Here is an 8,574-nt window from a genome sequence, read left to right as displayed (position 1 = left end):
CGCCTGAATAAAGTCTTCATCCATTGGATGCGCTTCATCATCTCCTGCATCTCTCTGGGCAATTTGTTCCTCAAAACGTTGGCGTTGGTCTTGAGGATCGTTTAACTCGGAAAAACCATTGGAATATTCTGTACCGTGAATAAATAACTCGAATCTTTCGACAAAACCTGGTTTGCTATGATGTCTTTTTGCTAACGGACTGACTTCAACTGGAAAATCAATTACAAAAGTAGGTTGAATTAAAGTTGACTCTACTTTTTGGTCGAAAACAGCATATAAAAGATAACCTAAACTTTGTGTTTCTAACTTGGATAATTTTAGGTTTAATTTTTCTACAGCTTTAATAGCTTCTGGCAATTCTAAGTTATCAAAATCTAGTCCTGTTTCATCCTTAACTGCTTCTACCATTGTTTTAACTTGCCAATGTTTGCCAGTGAAATTAGGATATTTTTGACTATGGTCATATTGACGTTCTAAATTAATAATTTGTCCTTGATATTCTATCTCTTTTATATCTCCTAAAACATTGTTCATACAATAACAAATAACATCTTCTACAAAACCCAAAATTTCAAAATAATCTGCATAAGCTTGATAAACTTCTAGGGAAGTAAATTCAGGATTATGGGTACTATCTATTCCTTCATTTCTAAATACCCTACCTAATTCAAATACCCGTTCAAAACCACCACAAATTGCCCGTTTTAAAAATAATTCTGTAGCAATTCGCAGATATAAATCTACATCTAAAGCATTATGATGAGTAATAAAAGGTCGAGCAGCAGCACCTCCATAAATTGCTTGTAAAACTGGTGTTTCTATTTCATAAAATCCAGCATCCCAAAGATATGTACGAATACTTTGTAAAATTTTACTCCGCATTCTAAAACGCTGTAAAGATTCGGCATTTCCAGCCAAATCCATTTCTCGATGACGACGACAAATTTCCGGGTCATTTACACCATAATAAGAGTCAGGAAAAGGAATAATAGCTTTGGAAATAATCTCAAGTTTATTTACCTGAATTGATAACTCACCTCGGTTAGTACGACAACCTATTCCTTCCGCACTAATAAAGTCTCCCACATCCAGAAGTTTTTGTATTTGTTTAAAGCTTAAACCAGGATCTCCCTTAACTAATTTTTTCTCAATTTTAAGTTGAATTTTTCCACTTTCATCTGTTAAGTTAATAAAACCAATACTACCACTATCGCGCTTAGTAGTAATACGACCACAAACTTTTAATAATTTTTCATCAGGGTCTGCTTCCCCTGGTTCTAATTCTTTTGCTGGTGGGGAAAATAGGTCGATAACTTGTTGAGCAGTGTGCGATCGCTCTACTGCTTTACTAGGATAGGGGTCTATTCCCAGGGAGCGTAATTCATCAACTCTTTGTGAACGAACTTCTGCTTCGTTCCTGGTTTCGTTTTTAGCCATTGGTAATTGTATTCTATATTTGGTTAATGAGGTTAGTATAATACCATAGTTTTTCTGTTTCTAGGAGGTGAAAAAGATTAAATTATTCCAAAGTTATTTGGAGGTTAAAAGTTTGGGATTGAAGAAGGAAGAAAGAAGAAGGAAGAAGTAAGAAGGAAGAAATAAAAGTAAGCATTTCCTCCGGAATGCTGCGCAAACAGCCGTCAGCTATCAGCTACTACTTTTAGTTTACTATCAAAGCGTTATTAATTGTCTTACTAGAAAAGTAGGCTCCCTTGACCTTAAAGTCTATTTGAATTTAAACACTGTCCTATATGAGAAAGTCTTGTTGCTGTTAACGCAGTTCCTCCGGAGGAGGCTAGCTGAATGCTAATAGCTGTTTGCGCAGCATTCCGCAGGAAATGCTTGCAAATAAAAAGGAAAAAGTGGATGGGGATAGTCAACTACCTGCTACTTCGTGTCTGATAACCCCAACTAATTAACTAATTGTAAATATCCTGTAGACGGCGAGGTATTCAAGCAAAAATTAAAATATAAAAATGATGTTATTGAAGGTTATTTTTGTTTTTAATAATATTTAAAATATACAAAAAATTAATGGTAAATATTTTTTTGAGAGATCAATATTTTAATTTATGCAGTGAGAAAAGTTTAAGTTTTGAGGTTTTTATAGTTTCAATACTTTCGTAGTGATAGTCATATTTTCTAGACTTATAGTAATGAGCGCTGGTATATTTACAAATTGCAGGAGATGCCCAATAGCTAAAAGTCTTATATTATAGGCAATTTATCCCCCCTGTTGCCTGTTGCCTGTTGCCTGTTGCCTGCGCACAGCGCTATATTTAGAATACTGCTTCACGCATCTTATATGAAATACAAAAAATCGTGCTACTTACCGAATAATTAAGGTTTAAAACCTCTCCTTTAAAGGAGAAACAATGAATTAATTTTTCTGTTCGTCAATCAATTCCGTTTTCAACAATTAATAATTAATAATTAATAGTTATTAATTGTTGAAGAATCTTCTCATTTCCCCCTACTCCCCCACTTCCTTCCGTATCCGTGTATCCGTGCCATAATCGGTGTGAGCCACTCCCCCGCTCTCCTACTGACGCTTTCCCAAAGCAGCAGGAGGGGTAGATTTTCCTGCTAAACCAATTAAAGCTAACAAAGCAATAACATAAGGTAACATCTCTAAAAATTGATACGGAATATTCAGATTAAAAGCTTGAACTCTTAATTGCAAAGCTTCTGTTGCTCCAAATAATAAACAAGCTAAAACGCTATTCACTGGATGCCATCTACCAAATATTATGGCTGCTAAGGCAATGAAACCTTTTCCACTACTCATTCCTTCGGTGAAAAATTTTACATGAACTAATGCTAAATAAACTCCTCCTAAACTTGCCAAACAACCGCTAAAACCTACGCTTAAATAACGCACTAAACTAACAGATATTCCTGCTGTTGCTGCTGCTTGAGGATATTCACCAACTGCTCTTAATGTTAAACCCCAACTGGTATGAAAAATGATATAAGTAGAAACGGGAATTAATAGCAAAAGTAGATAAAATAATAGGTCTTGATTGAATAATATTCCCAAAATTTGCAAATGTTTTAATCCCAAAAAATTGATATTTTCAATACCTGGTAGAGCAATTGTGCCACTGTCAAATAATACCCTAGCTCCATAAGCAGTTAATCCCGATACTGCTAAATTTATTGCTAAACCTGAAACTAATTGATTGACTTTTAAACTGACACAAAGATAGGCATGAATTAAGCCTAAAATTCCCCCTGCAAAAATTGCTACTAAAGTTCCTATCCAGACATTTTCAGTGGAAATAGAAACAGCCGCACTGATAAAAGCACCTGTTAATAACATTCCTTCTAAAGCAATGTTTAGAATGCCGGAACGTTCGGAAAATATTCCACCTAAAGCAGCAAAAGCTAGAGGAACAGAAAGTCGAATTGTGGCAGATAAATAATCAGAGAAAAAATTGATATTTGTCATTTTAGTCCAGTAGGGTGCGTTAGACCGCTAAAATTTAGACTGTGGGTGGCATTTAACAACCCGTCGTAACGCACCATTTGAGTTGTGTCCACTACAGCAACACCCAAACAATTATAACTTTTTGTTGGGGGTTGCACATTATGGAATGATATTACCAAAAATTAGTTTAGACTTTAACTAAAAAAAACTATTAATTAGTCATTCTAGCAATTATCAAATCCAAAATCCTGTTCATCAAAAATATAAAATCATTCGTCACTGTGCAACGCCTTTTGTTGGGTTTCCTTTGTCAACCCAAACTACAAAATGCTTAAATTGTTACTTAATTCATTCTGACTCCTGACTCCTGTCTCCTGACTCCTTTTTTAAACTTAATTGTTACTTAATTCATTCTGACTCCTGACTCCTGTCTCCTGACTCCTTTTTCAAACTTATTGCTAAAAACAACACTGTTAAACCTTGAATAGCATAAACAATAGTTATCGACACCCCCGCACTCCGCTGCATCACATTTGCCCCACTCCTGAGAACGCCAAAAAATAAGGATGTTAAAATTACTGCTAGGGGGTTGCCCCGACTTAATAATGCTATGGCGATCGCGTCAAAACCATAACCAGGAGAAAAGTTTTCAAACAACCGATATTTTGCTCCTAATACTTCTGCACTTCCTGCTAAACCTGCTAAACCACCTGATAAACCCATGACTGCGAGAATAGTCTGGTTAACAGAAATTCCGGCGTAACGAGCTGCGGTAGGGTTTTGCCCGACAGCATCTACTTGATAACCGAAAGCTGTAAACGACAACACCACGGCTAAAATCATCGCAATAGCTAACCCCAATAAAATTCCACCATGAGCTTGAGTTTTCGGCAAAATTATCGGTAAACGCGCTGACTCGGCAATTAGAGGAGTGTACGGACTGGGGGCGTCGGGGGCGATAAGTGGTTCATTTACCATGTAATTGACAAAATTTTGAGCGATGTAATTTAGTAGTAGGGTAGTCAACACCTCGTTTAAACCACGGGCAACTTTGAGATAACCAGCGATCGCTCCCCAAAATGCTCCGAGAAGAAAACCTGCTGTCAATGCTAGGGGTAAATGTATCCATATTGGGATGTTAGGTAAATATAGTCCGGCGACAACACTACCTAAAGCACCCATATAAATTTGCCCTTCCCCACCGAGATTAAATAAACCCGCTCGTAATGCTATTAATATTCCTAAACTTGCTAACAATAGTGGGGTAGTTTTGCTGAGGGTATCGCTGAAACCAAAGTAGGTGGTTAGAGATTCTTGGAATAGTGCAGTATAGGCAGTTACAGGGTTGGTTTTTGCTAGCAGCATTAGAGCTGATCCTGTTAACAAGGCGGCGAATACGGCGAATATTGGGAGTAGAATTTTCTGCATCAGTGACTTTTTTTATAACGTGCTTATCCAAATATCATACAACTGGTAGCTGATAACTGATAACTGATAACTGATAACTGAATAACCTGCTCCTGTTAATAAGGCGGCGAATACGGCGAATATTGGGAGTAGAATTGACTTGAGAATTTTCTGCATCATTTTGTAGTAAATCGTAGGTTGGGTTAAGCGACAGCGCAACCCAACATATACCTAGAGTTTTCACCTGATTTTTGAAGATACTTATTTGGCTGTTTTGTTGGGTTTCCTGCGTCAACCCAACCTACATAATACTCAAAATTTTATCTTAATATTATCAGCAAAACTTGTAGGGTGCGTTAGACGGCTTAAATTCAGAATCTCAAAGACATTTAAAAATCCGTCGTAACGCACCATTCATTGCATAAGATTACTTAACGGTGCGTTACGGCGCAATCTCATGTTTGATAGTTCAAAGGTAATTTCTGGTAAGCGCCTAACGCACCCTACTGGACTAATATTTAAATCTGCAAAATAATCTATAATTTCGTTTAAATCTTTACTTGCAGAGGGAGCAATAATATAACGATTCATACTTATTGTTGACAAGATTGACGTAACTTTTATTTCAACTGATTAACAACAATTTCTCCCTCTATTCCTTCACCTCGTCTGATTTATTCAATAGCTATATCTACTTTTTATTGAGTTTATTCTATCCATGTTTGATAAGTTCTGTCTCGTTCTTCTAATAATCTAAAAGCTTCGAGAATGACTTCATTGGCATCTTGATATCTGCCAGTTTTTAGTTTTTGTTGGATAAACTCAATTTGTTCTGAATTTAAAGTAATATTCATTGCTAATTTTTACATTGTTTCTCTTTTTCGCGGATTTTTTATAGACTCTAATTAGAAAATTTTGACAATTTAAGTAGCAGTTTGTCGCCAGATTTTTGAGAAAATTATGGTTATATTTAGAGTATGTTAATGATAACATGAAGGGGGCTATTTGTCTAGAAAAATCATCAATTTAATGTGATGTTTGTGTAAAATCGTAGGTTGGGTTAAGTGGCAGCGCAACCCAACATCTACCTGGAATTTTCACCTAATTGGCTTTCTGTACCATTATGGTTGCACCACCACCGTTGATTTTTGTTGGGTTTCCGACCTCAACCCAACCTACACAATGCTAATTTTTGGAGATATTTATTTGGTTGTTCTGCATGGCAATGGTGAGGATATATATTTTTTAATTTATCCCTACTTCCAGTTTCTCAAACTCCTATGCACGACCACCTATTTTTGTTGGGTTTCCGACCTCAACCTAACCTACACAATACTTATCTCAATATTATGTCTGTTTTTGTTCGTCCACAATAAAAACAATAAACCGTAGGTTGGGTTAAGCGGCAGCGCAACCCAACAGATAACTTCTCGACTTGCTGTACCATTATGGCTGTATCACCAGCGTTGATTTTTGTTGGGTTTCCGACCTCAACCCAACCTACACAATAATTACTGAAACGCTTATATGTTACAGCCTACAAGTCTCTGTGCGAGAGAAGAACACAAAACCAACAAATCTATACTGCCCCCCAATCGATACCCACCTGCGACAGGAAGGTGTCCTAAGTAATGCGTATCTGTACGAAAAGTTAGGTCGTCATAAATCACCCACCGTTCCTCCTCTCCTTCCCCTTCAAGCCATCCCACTTGTTTTGCAAATGCTACCGATACTTCTCTATTATACTCTTTCATACCAGCCAACTTCTGATAAATTTTGTTTTGCACAGAAAAGCCAAACTTACCATCACTATATCTTACCCAAAGCTGGTCTATTATGTGGAGGTCTTGGCAAGGAAATTTCTCTATGTCTTCTACATCTAGCCCACCTTGACTCTCTCGTCCTGCAACTTGTAACATAACATCAAGGGTTTCTTCATCTGCTTCTCTCCACTTCTTAGCAGCTAGGAACTCACGCAGTTTAAAATACTTAGAAGGTAAACTTTGTTGTGGAGGTAAAACTTCCAGGAGTTTTTGAATCGAACCATTTTCAAAAATATACTTTTTGCCAGATTTTTGCTCATTATCCAATGTCATTTCAGAGCAAAGTAATTGTTGAATTTTAGGGTAATTTTTCAGCCAATAATTTGCATTTCCTGTTTCCTGAACGCTGGGTTTATATTCAGGACTAAGTATGATGGAATTAGTTGATAGAATAGATTTATCAACAGCATCTTTTTCTAACTCAGCAAGTAATTGATAATTATTCTTTAGTTCCAAAAGAAGACGGGGATATCTAAGGGTAATAGCAGTAAACTTACCTATTTGTTCTACAGTTATTGTTTCTCTTTCAGCAAAAGTTACTCCAATAGAATAATAAGCAATATAAATTCTGAGTCTCAGTACATTAATATATTGTTTTATACGACGGGGATTATAATCAAAAAAAGGAGCAACCATCTCTATAACTTGAGCAAGGCTTTCTGAATCTAAATCTTTTTCAATAATTGGGAAAATAGGTAAATCTAGAGATGAAGTCTCAGCCTCTTGAGATTCTGAATTTTGTTCTGAAACAGAAGACTCTTCTGCCTCTGTTTTTTCCGCTTCTTTTTCTTTTAGTGAAAATATTCTGTCTTGAAATTTTTCTATCCATTCTTTTGCATCATTAAACCTTGCATAAAAGTCAAATACTTCAGCAATTAAACTATAAGGAATCCAAAAAAAGTATTTTTCTTGTTTTTCTGGAGAAGTTTTTATGTCTGATATTTTCTCAACAAAACTATCCAATGTCTTTTGAGAAGGTACAGGAACAGAGAATGATAATTGCACAAACTTTTCCAGAAAACTAAAACCATAATCAACCTTTTTACTCAACTTCTGAATTTCATTTTCCTCTGCTTCATTTTCAGCGATCGCTGAAGCTAGAAAAGGAATAACTCCTCTTTGTTTAAAACTTATTGCTGCTGCCACCTTTTCTCTATCCATACCCAAGATAAAAATTATCTTTGGGTCATTAGAAATCATCATATTTAGAGCTTGTAATAAATCGGCAGATTTATCCAACTCACAACGGTCAAGGTCATCAATAAAAACATAAATCTTCCCATTGAGGAATTCTCTTAACGCCAACATTCCAAGACACAACCGGAATAGCCAAAATAATACCAATAATCAATAAAACTATCATTAAAGTTTGAATAGCTTTCAACGGTTTTCCTTTGAAATTCAAACGATAAAAAAATAGCCTCAAAGCATCCCCACTGTTAATCACAAAATCAGATAAATTACGATTATTAGACAATTGTTCTAAAAAAGATAGAGCAAAAGTTGCCCAAAGAGATTCAGATTTATCATGTCGCCAAGCATTAAACCAAACTGTTTGAGTTTCTTGTTTGAATTTTAATCTGAAAAGTTCATAGATATCTGATACATCGCTGAAAATAATCCGGTCTTTTTTAATTTTCTGCCAAACTTTCTTTGACTCTTCCCGATCTAATTCTTTAGACTTCTTTTTAACTTCAGATTCAAGTTGTTTCATAAAAGAAGATTTACCGCTACCCCATTCACCTTCAATAGAAATAGTTAGTGGTGGTTTAGTATCTTTATGAGTCAAAAATTCAGTCATTGCTATGACATAAGGAGTAAAACCAAGGTAGTCATTTGTCTCTGGTTGGTCTCCTAGCGTATTATTTGGTTTTGAATTTTCTGTAGATTCTGGCATAATTTTAAAAGTCAATA

At 35.8% G+C, this 8,574-nt stretch carries 7 protein-coding genes; all 7 read right to left on the bottom strand.

The genetic code is table 11. The features are described from left to right. Nucleotides 1-1,437, bottom strand: a 1,437-nt coding sequence (lysS, locus tag D5R40_RS16900) for a lysine--tRNA ligase (RefSeq protein WP_124154939.1), incomplete at its 3' end; no start/stop codon positions are given. 1,105 nt (nucleotides 1,438-2,542) lie between these two features. Continuing rightward, a complete protein-coding gene (locus D5R40_RS16895; RefSeq protein ID WP_124143942.1) occupies nucleotides 2,543-3,451 on the bottom strand; it encodes an ABC transporter permease in 909 nt (302 codons plus the stop codon). Continuing rightward, nucleotides 3,448-3,609 carry a hypothetical protein gene (locus tag D5R40_RS35400; RefSeq protein ID WP_161565005.1) on the bottom strand — a complete coding sequence of 54 codons (162 nt, stop codon included), beginning with the start codon at nucleotides 3,607-3,609 and terminating at the stop codon, nucleotides 3,448-3,450. The genes D5R40_RS16895 and D5R40_RS35400 overlap by 4 nt, the downstream gene beginning before the upstream one ends. 229 nt (nucleotides 3,610-3,838) lie before the next feature. After that, nucleotides 3,839-4,795, bottom strand: a complete 957-nt coding sequence (locus D5R40_RS16890) for an ABC transporter permease (protein ID WP_240039109.1) — start codon at nucleotides 4,793-4,795, stop codon at nucleotides 3,839-3,841. A gap of 749 nt (nucleotides 4,796-5,544) precedes the next feature. Beyond that, nucleotides 5,545-5,691 carry a ribbon-helix-helix domain-containing protein gene (locus D5R40_RS16885; protein WP_205127473.1) on the bottom strand — a complete coding sequence of 49 codons (147 nt, stop codon included), beginning with the start codon at nucleotides 5,689-5,691 and terminating at the stop codon, nucleotides 5,545-5,547. A gap of 669 nt (nucleotides 5,692-6,360) precedes the next feature. Next, on the bottom strand, nucleotides 6,361-8,004 hold the full coding sequence (locus D5R40_RS41170) for a GUN4 domain-containing protein (protein WP_124154938.1): 1,644 nt from the start codon (nucleotides 8,002-8,004) through the stop codon (nucleotides 6,361-6,363). Continuing rightward, nucleotides 7,919-8,557 (bottom strand): P-loop NTPase fold protein, encoded by a 639-nt coding sequence (locus D5R40_RS41165; RefSeq protein WP_124154937.1) that lies wholly within the window; start codon nucleotides 8,555-8,557, stop codon nucleotides 7,919-7,921. The genes D5R40_RS41170 and D5R40_RS41165 overlap by 86 nt, the downstream gene beginning before the upstream one ends. Between the last annotated feature and the right edge of the window lie 17 nt (nucleotides 8,558-8,574).

It is taken from the genome of Okeania hirsuta, from assembly GCF_003838195.1.
In the GTDB taxonomy this organism is placed as follows: domain Bacteria; phylum Cyanobacteriota; class Cyanobacteriia; order Cyanobacteriales; family Microcoleaceae; genus Okeania; species Okeania hirsuta.
This window is presented reverse-complemented; position numbering and strand designations above follow the sequence as displayed.

Bases quoted from the DNA above. Each gene is read 5' to 3' on its own strand.
- D5R40_RS16890 (WP_240039109.1), bottom strand. From the start codon at position 4,795: ATGCTGCTAGCAAAAACCAACCCTGTAACTGCCTATACTGCACTATTC.
- D5R40_RS16885 (WP_205127473.1), bottom strand. From the start codon at position 5,691: ATGAATATTACTTTAAATTCAGAACAAATTGAGTTTATCCAACAAAAA.
- D5R40_RS41165 (WP_124154937.1), bottom strand. From the start codon at position 8,557: ATGCCAGAATCTACAGAAAATTCAAAACCAAATAATACGCTAGGAGAC.
- D5R40_RS16895 (WP_124143942.1), bottom strand. From the start codon at position 3,451: ATGACAAATATCAATTTTTTCTCTGATTATTTATCTGCCACAATTCGA.